At 70.0% G+C, this 15,433-nt stretch carries 16 protein-coding genes; 13 read left to right on the top strand and 3 right to left on the bottom strand.

From position 1 onward, the window contains the following. Positions 1-2 precede the first annotated feature (2 nt). The gene (locus HJG44_RS16565; protein WP_171219435.1) at positions 3-617 is read left to right on the top strand and encodes a Uma2 family endonuclease; all 615 of its coding nucleotides are present in this window, start codon (positions 3-5) and stop codon (positions 615-617) included. Next, positions 617-2,059, top strand: coding sequence for a UdgX family uracil-DNA binding protein (locus HJG44_RS16560; RefSeq protein ID WP_171219434.1), 1,443 nt, complete (start codon positions 617-619; stop codon positions 2,057-2,059). Before HJG44_RS16565 ends, HJG44_RS16560 begins: the two co-directional genes overlap by 1 nt. Here the strand turns inward: HJG44_RS16560 and HJG44_RS16555 are convergent, their stop codons facing one another. Together HJG44_RS16555 and HJG44_RS16550 are read right to left on the bottom strand one after the other, a co-directional pair. Next, positions 2,060-2,806, bottom strand: coding sequence for a M48 family metallopeptidase (locus HJG44_RS16555; RefSeq protein ID WP_171219433.1), 747 nt, complete (start codon positions 2,804-2,806; stop codon positions 2,060-2,062). A 72-nt stretch (positions 2,807-2,878) separates the two neighbouring features. Then, positions 2,879-3,811, bottom strand: a complete 933-nt coding sequence (locus HJG44_RS16550; RefSeq protein ID WP_171219432.1) for a ribose-phosphate pyrophosphokinase — start codon at positions 3,809-3,811, stop codon at positions 2,879-2,881. A gap of 172 nt (positions 3,812-3,983) precedes the next feature. Between HJG44_RS16550 and uvrC the strand changes: the two genes are divergently transcribed. From uvrC to HJG44_RS16510, 8 genes are all read left to right on the top strand, one after another. Next, positions 3,984-6,095: an excinuclease ABC subunit UvrC gene (gene uvrC, locus HJG44_RS16545; RefSeq protein ID WP_171219431.1), complete on the top strand. Its 2,112-nt coding sequence runs from the start codon at positions 3,984-3,986 to the stop codon at positions 6,093-6,095. Positions 6,096-6,151: 56 nt separating this feature from the next. Further along, complete coding sequence (gene pgsA, locus HJG44_RS16540) at positions 6,152-6,751, top strand: CDP-diacylglycerol--glycerol-3-phosphate 3-phosphatidyltransferase (protein ID WP_171219430.1); 600 nt, start codon at positions 6,152-6,154, stop codon at positions 6,749-6,751. 1 nt (position 6,752) lies between these two features. Continuing rightward, the gene (gene moaD, locus HJG44_RS16535; protein WP_171219429.1) at positions 6,753-7,004 is read left to right on the top strand and encodes a molybdopterin converting factor subunit 1; all 252 of its coding nucleotides are present in this window, start codon (positions 6,753-6,755) and stop codon (positions 7,002-7,004) included. A 6-nt stretch (positions 7,005-7,010) separates the two neighbouring features. Next, on the top strand, positions 7,011-7,475 hold the full coding sequence (locus HJG44_RS16530) for a molybdenum cofactor biosynthesis protein MoaE (RefSeq protein ID WP_346767187.1): 465 nt from the start codon (positions 7,011-7,013) through the stop codon (positions 7,473-7,475). Positions 7,476-7,530: 55 nt separating this feature from the next. Next, positions 7,531-7,857 carry a hypothetical protein gene (locus HJG44_RS16525; RefSeq protein WP_171219428.1) on the top strand — a complete coding sequence of 109 codons (327 nt, stop codon included), beginning with the start codon at positions 7,531-7,533 and terminating at the stop codon, positions 7,855-7,857. A gap of 226 nt (positions 7,858-8,083) precedes the next feature. Further along, the gene (locus HJG44_RS16520) at positions 8,084-10,408 is read left to right on the top strand and encodes a xanthine dehydrogenase family protein molybdopterin-binding subunit (protein ID WP_171219571.1); all 2,325 of its coding nucleotides are present in this window, start codon (positions 8,084-8,086) and stop codon (positions 10,406-10,408) included. A gap of 6 nt (positions 10,409-10,414) precedes the next feature. Then, positions 10,415-11,131 carry an AzlC family ABC transporter permease gene (locus tag HJG44_RS16515; protein ID WP_171219427.1) on the top strand — a complete coding sequence of 239 codons (717 nt, stop codon included), beginning with the start codon at positions 10,415-10,417 and terminating at the stop codon, positions 11,129-11,131. Next, entirely contained in the window at positions 11,128-11,469 is a 342-nt protein-coding gene (locus tag HJG44_RS16510; RefSeq protein WP_171219426.1) for an AzlD domain-containing protein, read from the top strand. The genes HJG44_RS16515 and HJG44_RS16510 overlap by 4 nt, the downstream gene beginning before the upstream one ends. A gap of 3 nt (positions 11,470-11,472) precedes the next feature. On the opposite strand, the gene HJG44_RS16505 is transcribed toward HJG44_RS16510, so the two are convergent. After that, entirely contained in the window at positions 11,473-11,886 is a 414-nt protein-coding gene (locus HJG44_RS16505; protein WP_246736286.1) for a PRC-barrel domain-containing protein, read from the bottom strand. A gap of 99 nt (positions 11,887-11,985) precedes the next feature. Between HJG44_RS16505 and HJG44_RS16500 the strand changes: the two genes are divergently transcribed. From HJG44_RS16500 to HJG44_RS16490, 3 genes are read left to right on the top strand one after another with little or no spacing between them, the layout of a single operon-like run. Then, complete coding sequence (locus HJG44_RS16500; protein ID WP_171219425.1) at positions 11,986-13,188, top strand: ligase-associated DNA damage response exonuclease; 1,203 nt, start codon at positions 11,986-11,988, stop codon at positions 13,186-13,188. After that, complete coding sequence (locus HJG44_RS16495) at positions 13,185-14,933, top strand: cisplatin damage response ATP-dependent DNA ligase (protein WP_171219424.1); 1,749 nt, start codon at positions 13,185-13,187, stop codon at positions 14,931-14,933. Before HJG44_RS16500 ends, HJG44_RS16495 begins: the two co-directional genes overlap by 4 nt. After that, on the top strand, positions 14,934-15,383 hold the full coding sequence (locus tag HJG44_RS16490) for a secondary thiamine-phosphate synthase enzyme YjbQ (protein WP_171219423.1): 450 nt from the start codon (positions 14,934-14,936) through the stop codon (positions 15,381-15,383). Positions 15,384-15,433 lie beyond the last annotated feature (50 nt).

Below are 15,433 nucleotides of genomic sequence, written 5' to 3'. Positions count from 1 at the left end.
CCATGAGCGCACGGCTGAGCGAAGCCGATGGGCTGAGCCGGGAGGGCTTTCTGGCCTTTCTCGAGGATCGGCCCGACGAAGAGCGCTGGGAGCTGTTCGATGGTGTGCCGCTGATGCAGGCCAGCCCCCGGCTCGATCATCAGATCATCGCCTTCAACCTGGCGAAGCTGATCGATGCTGCGACGGCCGAAACGGACCCGTCCTGGGCCGCGGTCCCGCAAGGTATGGTCGACCTGACCGGCGTCTTCCCGGGCAACATGTACATCCCGGATGTCATGGTGCTGGACAGCCATGGGGTCGATCTCACCTCCAGCTACACGGCGAAGTGCATCGTGGCGGCGGAGGTCGTCTCCCCGAGCGACCGGAGGCGTATCGGCCGCGGTCTCGGGCGCAAGATCGAGGTGAAGACCGAGCGGTATCGAGCGCTCCCGGGCTGCGAGGCCGTGCTGGTCGTGGAGCAGGACCGGATGGAGGCGGTCCTGCATCTGCGGGCGGAAGACGGTTGGAGGGCGGAGCGGATCGAGGGTCCGGATGCGGAGCTCTCGATCCCGGTTCTCGGCCTCGTGTGCCAGCTGCGCGAGCTCTACCTCCGGACGCCGCTCGCGCGGACGACCTGATGCGCGAGATCGCTCTCCAGCCCGGCGCCGATCTCGCCGGCTTTCGTCAGGCCGTGCGCGGGCTGGTCGCGGACGGCATACCGCCGGAGCAGATCGAATGGACCGTGGCCGAGCCAAGCCTCTTCGGGGCGGAGCCGGCGGGAGATGCCCGGTCCGACGCCCCTCCCCTGCGCCTGCCGCGCCCCGTCGCGGAACTGGTCGAGGAGGTCGTTCCCCACCGCGATCCGGAACGCTACGCGCTGCTCTACGACGTGATCTGGCGCGTCACTCACGGCCGGCGCGGGCTGCTGGAGATCGCGAGCGACCCCGTCGTGCATCGGCTGGAGCTGATGCGGAAATCGGTCCGGCGCGACATCCACAAGATGCACGCCTATGTCCGTTTCCGGCAGATCGAGACAGCGCCCGGCGAGCCCGAGCGCTACGCCGCCTGGTTCGAGCCCGACTATTTCATCCTCCAGGCCGCGACGCCGTTCTTCGTCGAACGGTTCCGGGCGATGCGCTGGCGCATCGTCACGCCGATCGGCACGGCCGAGTGGGACGGCGTAACGCTTCGCTTCGGCCCGTCCGGAAGCCGAGCCGACGTTCCGTCGGGCGACGCGTTCGAGGCCGGCTGGACGGGGTACTACGAGAGCACCTTCAACCCGGCCCGCGCGAACCCGAAGCTGATGCAGCAGCACATGGCCAAGAAGTACTGGCGCAACATGCCGGAAGCCGCCACGATCTCGAACCTCGTCCGTTCCGCCTCCTCGCGCGTTGAGCGCATGCTGGAGGAGGGGCCGACGGTGCCGACGAAACGCATGCCCGAGGGCGCGCTCGCCGCCATGCTGGAGCAGGCGCCCGCGAGCCTCGCCGAGCTCAATGCCATCATCAGGTCTTCCGGCCCGCTCGTGCCGGGCGCGACGCAGGCGGTGGTCGGCGAAGGCCCGGAACACGCAGACATCATCTTCGTCGGCGAGCAGCCGGGCGACGAGGAGGACATCCAGGGCCGGCCTTTCGTCGGTCCGGCCGGCCGCCTGCTCGACCGGGCGATGGCCGAGGCAGGCATCGACCGCAAGGACGTGTACCTCACGAATGCGGTAAAGCACTTCAAGTTCGAGCAGCGCGGCAAGCGCCGCATCCATGCGAAGCCGACCGCCGGCGAGGTCAGCCACTATCGCTGGTGGCTGATGCGCGAGCTGGAGCTGATCGAGCCGAAGCTCGTGGTCGCGCTCGGGGGCACGGCGGTGCTCGCGCTCACGGGCAAGCAGGTGCCGATCACCCGTGCCCGCGGTCCGGCGAAGCTGCTGGAGGATTTTCCGGGCTACATCACCGTGCACCCGTCCTATCTGCTGCGCCTGCCGGACGAGGATGCGAAGCGGACGGCCTATACGGCCTTCGTGGACGACATGCGCCGCATCCGCGACATGGGTCGGGCGGCGCGGTCGCGAGTGGCCGCGGAGTAGCTACCCGTAGCGGTGCAGCCCGGCGCCGTGGCGCCTGAGCCAGCTTTCGGCCTCCTCGGTGGCGGGGCAGAGTTCCCGGAGCAGACGCCAGAAGCGGTTGGAGTGGTTCAGCTCCTTCAGATGCGCGACCTCGTGCGCGGCCAGGTAGTCGAGCACGAAGGGCGGCGCCATGATCAGCCGCCAGGAGAAGCTGAGCGTCCCGCTGGAGGAACAGGAGCCCCAGCGGCTCCTCGTGTCCCGGATAGCAATGCGGCGGGCCGGGATGCCGAGAGCCTGCGTGTGCCTGGCCACCGCCGCCCGCAGGTCCTTCCCGGCCTCACTCGTCAGGTAGCGGCGCACGCGACCCGGCACCGCCTCCTCGAGGCCGGAGACGAGGAGGAGCGCGCCCTCCGCCCCGTCCCGCTCGGTCCGCGCGACCGCGCGCAGGCCCGGTCGATGCGCGATCCGGTGTGGGATGCCGCGGATCGGGACCTCGGACCCGGGTACGAAGCCGACCCGCGGGGGTACCCGGGCGATGCGGGCCGCGATCCAGCCGCCATGCGCCTCGGCGAAGCTGCGGGCGGAGGCCAGGGTCGCGTGTTCGGGGATCGTCAGCACCGCCTGGCCCGTTGCATTCGAGACGCGCAGGGTCAGTCGCCGGACGCCGGGCCGGCGTCGCAGCGCCACCTCGAAGGACGCCCCGGCATGCCGGACCTCGATGGTGGAGGGCTCCGGCGGAGGCGCTGCCCGGCGGAAGAGAAGCGGCATTGAGGTTCGGCTCGTGACGCGCGGTCTGCGCCGCTACAAGACGTACTTCCCCGAACCGGCGCCGGTCACGCCCTAATCGAACAGGCTCGACACGCTCGACTCGGTCGCCGTGCGGGCGATCGCCTCGCCCATGAGGGGAGCGATCGTGATGACCCGGATGTTGCGGGCCACCTTCACGGCCTCGGTCGGCTGGATCGAATCGGTCACGACGAGCTCCTTCAGCTTGGAGCTCGCGATGCGGGAAACCGCTCCGCCGGACAGGACGGCGTGGGTGATGTAGGCGTAGACATCCTTGGCGCCCTGGTCGAGCAGCGCATCGGCCGCGTTGCAGAGCGTGCCGCCGGAATCGACGATGTCGTCGACCAGGATGCAGGAACGGCCGGCCACGTCGCCGATGATGTTCATCACCTCCGATTCGCCCGGCCGCTCGCGGCGCTTGTCCACGATCGCGAGCGGGGCGTCGATGCGCTTGGCGAGGGCTCGGGCGCGCACCACGCCGCCGACATCCGGCGACACGACGACCTTGTCGGTGTGGTTCATCCGGTCCTTCACGTCGCGGACCATGACGGGCGCCGCGAAGAGATTGTCGGTCGGGATGTCGAAGAAGCCCTGGATCTGGCCGGCATGGAGGTCCAGCGTCAGCACCCGGTCCACGCCGGAATGCGTGATCAGGTTGGCGACGAGCTTGGCCGAGATGGGCGTCCGCGCCGCGGGCTTCCGATCCTGCCGGGCATAGCCGAAATACGGGATCACGGCGGTGATGCGGCGCGCCGAGGCGCGGCGGAGCGCATCGGCGATGATCAGGAGCTCCATCAGGTGGTCGTTCGTCGGGTACGACGTCGACTGGATGACGAACACGTCCTCGCCGCGCACGTTCTCGCCGATCTCGACGAAGATCTCCATGTCGGCGAAGCGGCGCACCGTCGCACGCGCGAGCGGCACCTTCAGGTACTGGGAAATCGCCTCCGCAAGCGGCCGGTTCGAGTTCCCCGCGACAAGCTTCATCGGAAGGTATTCACGCCACGCGATTGGAGGCCGCGCGACGGCAGCCTTCGGCGCCGCGCTCTTAGCAGCGTCACGGTTCGGTCACAACCGGAACAGTTCGCATCTGCAACATCACCGGCCGGCGGCAACGGGCCGCTTTCCCGGCCACCTGCGCCCGCCTAAATCACGGCGGATGAGTCGTGTCGCCGCCAACGACGTGCCGCCGGACCTCCTCGACGAGGAGCGGGACGAGGAGGAGCTCGCGCCGGAGGCGGGCTCGGGCGTCGAGCTCGACTTCGAGGCGACGCCCGCCTCGATCGAAGCCGGGACCGGGGTGGTCCGCCGCTTCTGGGCGACGCTGCCGCCTTCCCCTGGCGTCTACCGGATGATCGACCGGAAGGGCGACGTCCTCTATGTCGGCAAGGCGAAGAGCCTCAAGGCGCGCGTCGGCTCCTATGTGCGCGGCCAGGGGCACTCGAACCGCATCATCCGCATGATCGCCGAGACGGCTTCGATGGAGTTCGTCACGACGGCGACCGAGACCGAGGCGCTGCTGCTGGAGGCGAACCTCATCAAGCAGCTCCGGCCGCGCTACAACGTGGTGCTGCGGGACGACAAGTCGCTCCCCTACATCCTGCTGACGGCGGATTCCGAAGCGCCCCAGGTCGTGAAGCACCGCGGCGCCCGCAACCGCAGGGGCTTCTATTTCGGCCCCTTCGCCAGCGTCTGGGCGGTGAACCGCACGATCAACGCGCTCCAGCGCGCCTTTCTCCTGCGCTCGTGCTCCGATTCCTACTACGAGAACCGGACCCGGCCCTGCCTCCTGTTCCAGATCAAGCGCTGCTCGGGGCCCTGCACGGGCGAGATCGACCTCGCGGAATACGGCAAGCTCGCCGAAGAGGCGCGGGCATTCCTGTCCGGCCGGTCGAGCGCCGTGAAGGAGCGGCTTGCGGCCGAGATGAACGAGGCCGCCGAGGAGCTCGAGTTCGAGCGCGCCGCGCGCTACCGCGACCGGCTCGCGGCACTCTCCGCCGTGCAGTCGACGCAGGGTATCAACACACAGAACACGGAAGAGGCGGATATCGTCGCCATCGACGAGCAGGCCGGACAGTTCTGCGTGGAGGTCTTCTTCTTCCGGAACCATCAGAACTGGGGCAACCGCGCCTATTTTCCGAAGGCGGACAGGTCGATGTCGCGGGCCGAGGTGCTCGGCTCCTTCGTGTCGCAGTTCTATGACGACAAGCCGCCGCCCCGGCTCGTCCTCCTGTCGGAGGAGATCGAGGAATGCGCGCTGGTCGCGGCCGCCCTGACCGTGAAGGCGGGGCGCAAGGTCGAGATCTCCGTGCCCCAGCGCGGCGAGCGGCGCCAGCTCGTCGAGGCGGCGCTCCGCAATGCCAGGGAGGCGCTGGGCCGGCGCCTTGCCGAGACATCGAGCCAGGCGAAGCTGCTCGCCGCGCTTGGGGCGGCCTTCGGGCTGGCCTCCCCGCCCCGGCGCATCGAGGTCTACGATAACTCGCACATCATGGGCACGAACGCGGTCGGCGCCATGATCGTCGCCGGGCCGGGCGGGCTCATGAAGACGCATTACCGCACCTTCAACATGCGGTCGGAGGACCTCACGCCGGGCGACGACTACGCCATGATGCGGGAGATGCTGCGCCGGCGCTTCGCCCGGCTCGTGAAGGAGAGCCCGCGGACTGATCCTCCCCCTGCAGGAGGTCGCGGCCCCGCGGGGATCGACGGAGGGGGACAGCTCGCCTCCGAAGCCGGGGAGCCGCCAAGCCCCACCCTGCCCGCGCAAGGCGCGAGCCCGTCCTTCCCAGCAGGGGAGGACCCCGAGACCTTCCCCGCCTGGCCGGATCTCGTTCTGATCGACGGCGGCAGGGGGCAGCTCGAAGCCGCGCGTGCAGCCCTCGCGGAGGTCGGCGCGACCGGCGTCCCGATCGTCGGAGTGGCCAAGGGGCGCGACCGCGAGGCAGGGCGCGAGACCTTCTTCATGCCCGGCCGCGAGCCGATTCGGCTCCCGCCGCGCGATCCCGCGCTCTATTTCGTCCAGCGCCTGCGCGACGAGGCGCATCGCTTCGCGATCGGCGCGCACCGCGCCAAGCGCAAGCGCGAGCTGACCCGGAGCCCGCTCGACGAGATCCCGGGGATCGGGCCGGCCAGGAAGCGCGCGCTCCTGCACCATTTCGGGACCATGAAGGCGATCGAGCGTGCCGCGCTCGACGACCTCATGCGGGCGCCCGGCGTGAACGCCGCGACGGCCCGCACGGTCTACGACTACTTCCGGGGCGGAGCGAGCTGAGCCGCCATGTCTCCACGAATGTTGACGCTCTCCCGCCCCGCATGCTTCCTCGGCCCATGACCCTGGCCTCGCCGATGCGACGCTCCTCGGCGTTCAGCCTGCCGAACGTGCTGACCTATTCGCGCGTGGCGGCCGTGCCCGTGGTCGCCGGCCTCCTCTTCTGGCCGGAGGATTTCTGGTCCCGGTGGATCGCTCTCACGATCTACATCGCGGCCGGGATCACGGATTATTTCGACGGCTATTTCGCCCGCGCCTATGCCCAGCAATCGATGCTCGGGCGCATGCTCGACCCGATCGCCGACAAGCTGCTCGTCGCGGCGTGTCTCCTGATGCTGACGAACGATCACACGATCCGCGGCGTCCATCTCTGGGCCGCGATCGTGATCCTCTGCCGCGAGGTGCTCGTGTCCGGACTGCGCGAGTACCTGGCGGAGCTCAAGGTCGGCATGCCGGTCTCGCGCGTCGCGAAGTGGAAGACCGCCTTCCAGCTCGTCGCGCTCGGCTTCCTGATCGCCGGCCCGGCGGGCGAAGCCGTCCTGCCCGGCACCGTCGCGATCGGGCTCGTGCTCCTGTGGCTTGCGGCCGCGCTCACGATCTATACCGGCTGGGACTACCTGAAGACCAGCATCGACCACGCCATGAACGGCTCGACCTGACATGAAGCTCGTCTACTTCGCCTGGGTGCGGGAGCGGGTCGGCCGTGCCGAGGAACACGTGGAGCCGCCGGCCGGGATCGGCACCGTCGCCGAGCTGGTCGCATGGCTGAAGTCCCGCGGCGAGGGCTATGCGCATGCCTTCGAGAACGAGCGCGTCATCCGCGCGGCGATCGACCATGTCCATGCCAGGCCGGACGCCTCGCTGCAGGGGGCGCGGGAGGTCGCCTTCTTTCCGCCCATGACCGGCGGCTGACCCGCCGTGAACCCGGCCGTCCGCATCCAGAGCGAGGATTTCGATCCGGCGGCGGAGATGGACGCGCTCGCGTCGGGGCGCACGGATATCGGCGCGGTCGCGAGCTTCGTCGGCCTGTGCCGCGACGAAGAGGGGCGGCTCTCGGCGCTGGAGCTCGAGCATTATCCGGGCATGGCCGAGGCGGAGGTGGCGCGCGTCGCCGGAGAGGCCGCGCGGCGTTGGCCGCTTCTCGGCCTGACCGTCATCCACCGCTATGGGCTTATCCGGCCGGGCGAGCGGATCGTGCTCGTCGCGGCTGCCTCGTCTCACCGCCAGCCCGCCCTCGCAGCCACCGAGTTCCTGATGGACTATCTGAAGACGCGCGCCCCGTTCTGGAAGCGCGAGCATCTCGCAACCGGCGAGCTCGGCGCCTGGGTGGCCGCCAAAGAGGCGGACGACGCGGCTGCCTCCCGCTGGGCGGCACCCGTCTGAACCAGCGCCCGTCTCGGGCGTTTCGGTCCATCAACCTCCTTCCGGAGACGCAGTCATGTTCGCCTCCAAACCGGTTCTCCTCCTTGCCGCGGGCATGATCGGGGCCGCGGCCCTCGGCTCCGGCGACGCTCTCGCCCAGCGCGGCAGGGGCGGCGACAATTTCGGCGACACCTACATCAACGACGCGCAGAAGAACCCGCGCTTCATCGAGCCGGGAGCCGAGAACGACCCGGCCCGCTATCGTATCGGCGCGCCCTACGAAGGCTGGGTCGACCGGCAGATGGCGGCGCGCGGCTACTACGACCCGGGCAGCGGCTACGCCCCGGCCCCGCGCCGCGGCCGGGTCTATGTCCACCCCAACGCCGGCTATCAGGGCCGCTGAACCTCTGCGCGGGGAGCGGGGCGGTGGGAGCGGGGCGGTGGGAGCATGACTGGCCGGACCGCCATTCGCGGCGCTCCATTGCGGGCGGCTTCCCGACATGTTTGGTTGCGCGCCTCTCCACCAGGATCGACGGCGCATGACGCGGGCGAGCGGGCTCTCCGGGCAATATCCCTCTGACGTTTCGGACCGGCCGGGCGGATCGTCGGCCGCCGCCGACCCCGCGCGGATGAAGTTCGGCATCGGCCAGCCGGTGCATCGGCGCGAGGACCCTGTGCTGGTCCAGGGCCGGGGCCGCTACACGGACGACATCGCGCTCCCCGGTCAGCTTCATGCCGCCTTCGTGCGCAGCCCCTATGCCCATGGCGAGCTGCGCGGCATCGACGCGGACGCGGCGCGCGACATGCCGGGCGTGCTCGGGATCTACACGGCCGACGACCTCGCGGCTTACGGGCCCTTCCCGAACAACATGACCTTCAAGAACCGCGACGGCTCGCCGATGAAGAAGCCGCCGCGGGAGGCGCTCGCGAAGGGACGCGTGCGCTTCGTGGGCGATCCCGTCGCCTTCGTGGTGGCCGAAACGCCTTTCGCGGCGCGCGAGGCGGCCGAGGCGATCGCGCTCGACATCGAGCCGCTTCCCGCCGCGATCGCACCCGAGGAGGCCGTCGCGGCGGGTGCGCCGGCCCTCTACGACGAGGTCCCCGGCAACGTCTTCCTCGACTACCATCACGGGGACACCGCCGCCGTGGAGGAAGCCTTTGCGGGCGCGGCGCATGTCACGCGGCTACGCCTCCTGAGCCAGCGCCTCGTCGTGAACCCCATGGAGCCGCGCGCGGCGCTCGGCGAGTTCGACCCGGAGAGCGGCCGCTATACCCTTCATCTCGGCAGCCAGGGCGCCTTCGGCATGCGGGCCGCGATGGCCGCGGCCATGAACGAGCCCGTCGAGAAGCTCCGGATCATCACCCCGAATGTCGGCGGCTCCTTCGGCATGAAGGCGAGCCCCTTCCCGGAATATGTCTGCCTTCTCCACGCCGCCAAGCTGCTCGGGCGGCCGGTGAAATGGACCGACCAGCGTTCGGACAGCTTCCTGTCGGACCATCACGGCCGCGGCCTGGAGGTCGAGGCCGAGCTCGCCCTCGACGCGGACGGACGCTTCCTGGCCATCCGCATCGAGGGCCTGGCCGATCTCGGCGCCTATCTGACGCCGGTGGCGCCGATCTTCTCCTCCGTGAACATCGCCAAGAACGTGGCCTCGGTGTACCGGACGCCGCAGATCCAGGTCGATATCCGCTGCGCCTTCACCAACACGGTGCCGATCAGCGCCTATCGGGGCGCCGGCCGGCCGGAGGGCAACTACATCATGGAGCGGCTTATCGAGACGGCCGCCCGCGAGACCGGCCGCGATGCCGTCGCGCTCCGCCGGCTGAATCACATCCGCCCGGACGAGATTCCGTACGAGACGCCCGTCGAGACGACCTACGATTCCGGCGAGTTCACCGCCCTCCTCGACAAGACGCTCGCGGCCGCCGATTGGGACGGCTTCGAGGCCCGCCGGCGCGAGAGCGCCCGGCGCGGGAAGCTGCGCGGCCGCGGCATCGGGCAGTACCTCGAGGTCACGGCCCCGCCCGTGAACGAGATGGGCGGCATCCGGTTCGAGCCGGACGGCGATGTCACGATCGTCACCGGCACCCTCGATTACGGCCAGGGCCACTGGACGCCGTTCGCGCAGGTCCTGTCGTCGAAGCTCGGCATCCCCTTCGAGCGGATCAGGCTCGTCCAGGGCGATTCCGACCAGCTCGTCGCCGGCGGCGGCACGGGAGGTTCGAAATCGCTGATGGCGAGCGGCGCCGCGATCCTCGAAGCCGCCGAGAAGGTCATCGAGATCGGGCGCGAGATCGCGGCCGAGATGCTCGAGGCCGGCAAGGCGGATATCGAGTTCGCGGATGGCCGCTTCACCGTGGTCGGGACCGACCGCGGCATCGGCATCATGGAGATGGCCCACCGGCTCCGCGAAGGCGTGAGCCTGCCCGACGCGACGCCGCGCTCGCTCGACGTGAAGCACGTGCATGCGAACTCGCCCGCCGCCTATCCGAACGGCTGCCACATCGCCGAGGTCGAGATCGACCCCGAGACCGGCACGACGGAGGTCGTGCGCTACACGATGGTCAACGATTTCGGCACCGTCGTGAACCCGATGCTGGTCGAGGGCCAGGCGCATGGCGGCGTGCTCCAGGGTATCGGCCAGGCGCTGCTCGAGCGCGCCGCCTACGATCCGGAGGGGCAGCTCGTCTCGGGCTCCTTCATGGACTACGCCCTGCCGCGGGCGCATGACGCACCGCCCTTCGCGCCCTTCATGAGCCGCCCCGTCCCGGCGACCACCAATCCGCTCGGCGCCAAAGGCTGCGGCGAGGCGGGGGTCGCGGGCGCGCTGCCCTCCGTGATGAACGCCGTCGTGGACGCGCTGGGCGAGTACGGGATCGGTCACCTCGACATGCCGGCGACGCCGGACAAGGTCTGGCGAGCCATCCGGGAGGCGAGGGCGCGCGCGGCCTGAGGCGCGATGAGCTCCGCCTTCCGGCGCGACTTCGTCTGGGGCTTCGGGAGAGCGCTCGCGCTTCCGGCCTGGATCGTCGGCTTCTCCCTGCTCGGGGTCGGCAGCCTCGCGCGCGACGCCGGCCACCCGATCGGAGCGGCCGTCCTCTCCACGATCCTGATCTGGGCCGCGCCGGCCCAGCTCATCCTGTACGGGACCATCGCGAGCGGCGGGCTTCTGGTCGCGGCCGCGCTGGCGGTCGGCCTCTCGGCCATCCGGCTGCTGCCGATGGTGCTCTCGATCTGGCCCTATCTGCGCCGGCCCGGCCAGCCGCTCTGGCTGCAGCTCCTGATGGCGCACTTTGTGGCGGCGACATCCTGGATCGATGCGACGCGCCACCTCCCCGGCATGGAGCCCGACCGGCGCGTGCCGTACTACCTCGGCTTCGCCTCCGCCTGCGTCGCGGTCAGCTCGACCATGACCGCCCTGGGCTTCCTGCTGGTCGGGGCGCTTCCCGGCCCCATGGCCGCGGGGCTTCTCTGTCTCACGCCGCTCTATTTCATGATTGCGCTCGTCGGCAGCGCCCGGAACGCGCCCGACTGGCTCGCCATCGCGCTCGGCGTCGGGCTGGTGCCGGTCGCGCAGATCACGGTCGGCAGGGATTTCGACCTCCTGGCGACGGGGCTTGTGGGCGGCACGGCCGCCTATCTGCTCGGCCGCTGGCTGCCGCGGCGGGCAGCATGAGCGAGGCGCTCTGGCCCTATCTCGTGATCCTGCTCGCGGGAGTGCTGCCGAACGAGATCTTCCGCGTCGCCGCGGTCTTCCTGTCGCGGGGCATCGACGAGGAATCCGAGCTCTTCCGCTGGATCAGGGTCGTGGCCACGACCCTGCTCGCGGCGGTGGTCTGCAGGCTGATCTATTCGCCGGCCGCCGCGCTGGAGCAGGTCCCGCTCGCGATCCGGGCGAGCGCCCTCCCGGTCGGGATCGCGGCCTTCTTCCTGCTGCGCCGCTCGCTCGTTCTCGGGATCCTGGCGGGCGAGGCCTGGTTCGTCCTCGCCGCCTGGTGGTTCGGTCGAGCCTGAGCGTCAGAGGCCCCAATACGGCGACACGCCGTAATAATCGTGGAGCCGCCGCTCGTGCTCGCGGTCGTTCCACTGGTAGTCGCCCTCGCGGTAGAAGTCGGGCGCGCCCTTGATGGTCTCCGGCGAGATGTCCGTCTTGTAGCCGCCGAGATCGGTATCGTAGTCGAGCTTGCTCCACGGGATCGTATAGGTGTCCTCGCCAAGGCCGAGGAAGCCGCCGAAGGACATCACCGCATAGGCGACCTGGCCCGACTTCTTGTCGATCATCAGCCGTTTGATCGTGCCGATATGGCTGTTGTCGGCGCCGAACACCGCCGTCCCCTCCACCCGGTCGCTCTCGATCAGGGCCTTCGGGGAGGCCGATTGCACGCTCCCGGCGCCCGACCCGGTCGTGCCCGCATAGGTACTCTGGGCCATCTTCGCCTCCATGTCGCTGCACGGAACCAACGTCCGCTTCCGGACTAGGTTTCCGGTCCAGCCCGTTCCTGACAGGACCGGAATGCCTATATTCCTCCGATGGCGACCCGTGCGGCAGACCTCCTGACGCTGACGCCGCAGGGGCTGTATTGCCCGGGCGGCGACTTCCACGTCGATCCGACCCGGCCCGTCGAGCGGGCCTTGATCACGCATGGCCATTCCGACCACGCGCGCTCCGGCCACGGCCATGTGATGGCCACCGCGGAGACGCTCGCCATCATGGCCGTGCGCTACGGGAGCGATTTCGCCGGCGGGGCGCAGGAGGCCGTGCTCGGCGAGGTCATGCGGATCGGCGACGTCCTGGTCACCTTCGTTCCGGCGGGTCACGTGCTCGGATCGGCGCAGATCGTCATCGAGCAGGGCAAGTGCCGGCTCGTCGTGTCGGGCGACTACAAGCGCGGGCGCGACCCGACCTGCCTGCCCTACGAGCCCGTCCGCTGCGACGTGTTCATCACCGAGGCGACCTTCGGCCTGCCCGTCTTCCGCCATCCGGACGCGCGGGCCGAGACGGACAAGCTGATCGAATCCGCCCGCCTCTTCCCGGAACGCGCCCATATCGTGGGCGCCTATGCGCTCGGCAAGGCTCAGCGCGTGATGGCGCTGCTGCGCGAGGCGGGCTACGACCGGCCGATCTATCTGCATGGCGCAATGGAGCGGCTGACCTCGTTCTACAAGGAGCAGGGCGTGGGGCTGGGGGACACGCCACGGGTCGCACCGGACGAGCGCCCGAAGCTTGCGGGCGAGATCGTCATCTGCCCGCCTTCCGCCATCCAGGAGATCTGGGCGCGCAAGTTCCCGGACCCGGTGACGGCGTTCGCGTCGGGCTGGATGCGCGTGCGCGCCCGCGCCCGCCAGAAGGGGGTCGAGCTGCCGCTCGTGATCTCCGACCATTGCGACTGGGACGACCTCTGCCGCTCCATCCTGGAGACCGGGGCCGGGGAGGTCTGGGTCACGCACGGCCAGGAGGACGCGCTGGTCCATTGGTGCCTGTCGCGCGGCATCAAGGCGCGCCCGCTGCACCTGCTCGGCTACGGAGACGAGGAGGGGGATGCGGACGTTGTTCCGGGGGAGGCCGAAGGGGGCGACCTGCCCTCCCCCTTGCGGGGAGGATCCACTGCCGAAGGCAGGCGGGGTGGGGGGCAGGACGAGGATGTCTCCACCTTAGAGCCTCATCTGGCGCCACCCCCACCCGGCTCGGCTTCGCCGAGTCCGCCCTCCCCGCAAGGGGGAGGGGACCAGTGAACCGCTTCGCCCACCTCATCGACCGCATCGGCTACGAGCCGCGCCGCAACGCCAAGATCCGGCTGATGGCCGATTACTTCCGGCACACACCCGATCCCGAGCGCGGCTTCGCGCTCGCGGCGCTCACGGGCGCGCTGTCGTTCCGGCACGCGAAGCCGAACCTCATCCGGGGCCTGATGGCCGAGCGCTCGGATCCCGTCCTGTTCGGCCTCTCCTGGGATTATGTCGGCGACCTGTCGGAGACCGTCGCCCTGATGTGGCGGGCGCCTGACGACACGGCGCCGCTCCCCGCCATCGGCCACAACAATCCGCCCGAGCCGCTCGACGCGTCGGGCGAGCCGGTCGCCCTCGAAGGACCGCTTCCGCACGTGCCGTCGCTGTCGGAAGTCGTCGAGGGCCTCGCGACGGCCGGCAAGACCGAGCTGCCGCGGCTTCTGGCGACCTGGCTCGACGCGCTCGACGAGACCGGCCGCTGGGCCCTCCTGAAGCTGATCACGAGCGAACTCCGCATCGGCGTTTCGGCCAGGTTGGCCAAGACGGCGGTGGCGAGCCTCGGCGATCTCGATCCCGACGAGATCGAGCATGTCTGGCACGGGCTCGCGCCGCCCTACGAGGAGCTCTTCGCCTGGGTCGAGGGGCGCGGCCCGCGGCCGGAGGGAGAGAACCCGGCGCCCTTCCGCCCGCCGATGCTCGCCCATCCGGTCGAGGAGGAGGATCTCGCCCGGCTCGACGCCGCCGAGTTCATGGCCGAATGGAAGTGGGACGGCATCCGGCTTCAGGCCGCGACCGGCCGCGACGGGCATGGCCGCCTCGTCCGGCGCATCTATTCCCGGACAGGCGAGGACGTGTCGGGCGCCTTCCCGGACCTCGTGGAGGCGCTCGATTTCGAGGCGACGCTCGACGGCGAGCTCCTGATCCTGCGCGACGGCCGCGTCCAGAGCTTCAACGTGCTGCAGCAGCGGCTGAACCGGAAGGTGGTCACGCCCAAGATGCTCCTCGAATACCCGGCGCATCTCAGGTGCTACGACATCCTGGCCGAGGACGGCGAAGACCTGCGCCACCTTCCCTTCGCCGAGCGGCGGAAGCGGCTGGAAGCCTTCGTCGCGCGGCTCGGCGAGCCACGCATCGACGTCTCGCCCCTCGTCCCCTTCTCGACCTGGGGCGAGCTCGCGGTGGCCCGCGCCGACCCGGCGAGCGCCGGGGCGGGGCTCGATGCCGATGCGATCGAGGGCTGCATGCTGAAGCGGGCGGATTCGCCCTACCTGCCCGGGCGCCCCAAGGGCCCCTGGTGGAAGTGGAAGCGCGATCCGTTCCTGGTGGATGCCGTGATGATGTATGCCCAGCGCGGCCACGGGAAGCGCTCGTCCTTCTACTCCGACTACACGTTCGGGGTCTGGCGCGACGGACCGGAGGGCGAGGAGCTGGTGCCCGTCGGCAAGGCCTATTCCGGCTTCACGGACCAGGAACTCCTGAAGCTGGACCGCTTCGTCCGCAACAACACGGTGAACCGCTTCGGGCCCGTGCGGGAGGTGACCTACGGGTTCGACAGGGGCCTCGTGCTGGAGGTCGCCTTCGAGGGTCTGCAGCGCTCGACGCGGCACAAATCCGGGGTCGCGATGCGCTTCCCCCGGATCAACAGGATCCGATGGGACAAGCCGGCCAGGGAGGCGGACCGGATCGAATATCTCGAGCGCATCCTGCAGAAGGGCGAGACCGAGCTCCACCCGATGAGGAAGGCGGGCTGAATGCGGGTCGAGCCGATCTCGTCCGGACCCGTCCGGCTCCAGGTCGCGGGCCGCCTGGTCGTCGACACGCGCGGGCCGGGCCTCGCGGAGATCACCGAGCCGATCGCGCGCTTCGTCGCCGGAAGCGGGATCGCACACGGGCTGGCGGCCCTGCTGTGCCGGCACACCTCGGCTTCGCTCACGATCCAGGAGAACGCCGATCCGGATGTCCGCGCCGATCTCCTGGCCGCGCTCGACCGCCTCGCGCCGCGCGACCTGCCCTATGCCCACGACGCCGAAGGGCCGGACGACATGCCGGCCCATATCCGCGCGATGCTGACCGGCGTTTCCCTCGCCGTGCCGATCGTCTCCGGCCGGCTCGCGCTCGGCACCTGGCAGGGCATCTATCTGGTCGAGCACCGGGATCGCCCGCACCGGCGAGAGATCGTCATCAACCTTACCGGAACGTGAACGCCGATCTATTCACAGCGGACGGTTGTCGAGCTCCTGACGAAAGTCTA

The organism is Enterovirga aerilata (genome assembly GCF_013044135.1).
In the GTDB taxonomy this organism is placed as follows: Bacteria; Pseudomonadota; Alphaproteobacteria; order Rhizobiales; family Beijerinckiaceae; genus Enterovirga; species Enterovirga aerilata.
Note: the sequence above shows the minus strand (reverse complement) of the source record. Positions and strands in the feature narration are given on the sequence as shown.

What these genes read in the sequence shown, in the direction of transcription:
- HJG44_RS16565 (WP_171219435.1), top strand. Translation starts at nt 3, where the DNA reads ATGAGCGCACGGCTGAGCGAAGCCGATGGGCTGAGCCGGGAGGGCTTT.
- HJG44_RS16490 (WP_171219423.1), top strand. Translation starts at nt 14,934, where the DNA reads ATGCGGGTCGAGCCGATCTCGTCCGGACCCGTCCGGCTCCAGGTCGCG.
- pgsA (WP_171219430.1), top strand. Translation starts at nt 6,152, where the DNA reads ATGACCCTGGCCTCGCCGATGCGACGCTCCTCGGCGTTCAGCCTGCCG.
- HJG44_RS16505 (WP_246736286.1), bottom strand. Translation starts at nt 11,886, where the DNA reads ATGGCCCAGAGTACCTATGCGGGCACGACCGGGTCGGGCGCCGGGAGC.
- HJG44_RS16510 (WP_171219426.1), top strand. Translation starts at nt 11,128, where the DNA reads ATGAGCGAGGCGCTCTGGCCCTATCTCGTGATCCTGCTCGCGGGAGTG.
- HJG44_RS16520 (WP_171219571.1), top strand. Translation starts at nt 8,084, where the DNA reads ATGAAGTTCGGCATCGGCCAGCCGGTGCATCGGCGCGAGGACCCTGTG.
- HJG44_RS16515 (WP_171219427.1), top strand. Translation starts at nt 10,415, where the DNA reads ATGAGCTCCGCCTTCCGGCGCGACTTCGTCTGGGGCTTCGGGAGAGCG.
- HJG44_RS16500 (WP_171219425.1), top strand. Translation starts at nt 11,986, where the DNA reads ATGGCGACCCGTGCGGCAGACCTCCTGACGCTGACGCCGCAGGGGCTG.
- uvrC (WP_171219431.1), top strand. Translation starts at nt 3,984, where the DNA reads ATGAGTCGTGTCGCCGCCAACGACGTGCCGCCGGACCTCCTCGACGAG.
- moaD (WP_171219429.1), top strand. Translation starts at nt 6,753, where the DNA reads ATGAAGCTCGTCTACTTCGCCTGGGTGCGGGAGCGGGTCGGCCGTGCC.
- HJG44_RS16550 (WP_171219432.1), bottom strand. Translation starts at nt 3,811, where the DNA reads ATGAAGCTTGTCGCGGGGAACTCGAACCGGCCGCTTGCGGAGGCGATT.
- HJG44_RS16560 (WP_171219434.1), top strand. Translation starts at nt 617, where the DNA reads ATGCGCGAGATCGCTCTCCAGCCCGGCGCCGATCTCGCCGGCTTTCGT.
- HJG44_RS16525 (WP_171219428.1), top strand. Translation starts at nt 7,531, where the DNA reads ATGTTCGCCTCCAAACCGGTTCTCCTCCTTGCCGCGGGCATGATCGGG.
- HJG44_RS16555 (WP_171219433.1), bottom strand. Translation starts at nt 2,806, where the DNA reads ATGCCGCTTCTCTTCCGCCGGGCAGCGCCTCCGCCGGAGCCCTCCACC.